The 986-nt window shown below is 48.7% G+C and carries 1 protein-coding gene; it reads right to left on the bottom strand.

Annotated elements, in window-relative coordinates; translation table 11 throughout:
- Window positions 1–986, bottom strand: a 986-nt coding sequence (locus ABS766_RS16720) for a T9SS type B sorting domain-containing protein (RefSeq protein WP_408086341.1), incomplete at both ends; no start/stop codon positions are given.

Consider the following 986-nt stretch of genomic DNA (forward strand, 5'->3'; position numbering starts at 1 on the left):
GTTGGTAATTCATCGCCTCCATTAGACTGGCCATGCCACTGGTTGGTATAGTTGCCAAAACTGAATACCTCTTTGCCATAACGGTTAAAGATACTAAGCTTGCGAACATCAAGGCTCGTAAGGTCAAAGTTATCATTCATACCGTCATCGTTAGGGGAGATACCTCGCTGTACATCACAGGTAGTCTGTAATACCTCAATAGTAGCAACAGATGGGCATTCCGCATCATCTACAGGGGTTACCGTTACCATATAGGTACCTGTGGCACTGATAACCACTGAAGGGCCATAGCCTATCTCAGTACCCGAAGCATCCGTCCATACATAGCCGGCATCTGAATCAGGGGTGTAGATACCATCGGTAAACGCTGCCTGTAGCTCATACATGTTCTCATCATTACAACCCTCGGTAATGGCAACCTCAGGGGTAGGCACTATCGTAACAGCAAATGCATTCTCTGCCCAACAGTCGGCATTGTCTGCCGATACCGCATATACATACAATACCTGGCTTTCGCTTATTGCCGAACCGGCTGTAAGCATATTACCTGTGCCACCGGGACCGGTATAGTAATTACCAACCGTAAGGGCAGGCAGGCTATAGCTGTCACACATCGCAATATCGGCAGGTGCATCAGGGGTTGGCGTGGTAGTGATGGTTACAGTAAACTGCCCTGAAGTGGTACAGGCCGGGTTATCTGGTGACACCGCATATACATAAACCGTCTGGTTTGTGGTAAATGCTGTACCGGCAGGGATTACATTGCCTGCGCCATCGGCTGCATCATAATAGCCGCCAACCGTAAGGGCCGGAAGTGTATAGCTGTCACAAGCCGTTACATCTGCCACTTCCTCCGGTACAAATACCGGGCTTGGGGTAATAGTAACCGTAAAGGTGTTTTCTGCATAACAATCAGCGTTTTCTGCCGATTGGGCATATATGTAAATCATCTGGGTCGAAGTGATGATATCACCAGCGCTAAGGGC

It is taken from the genome of Flavobacterium rhizosphaerae (assembly GCF_046000445.1).
GTDB classification, from domain to species: Bacteria; Bacteroidota; Bacteroidia; order Flavobacteriales; family Flavobacteriaceae; genus Flavobacterium; species Flavobacterium rhizosphaerae.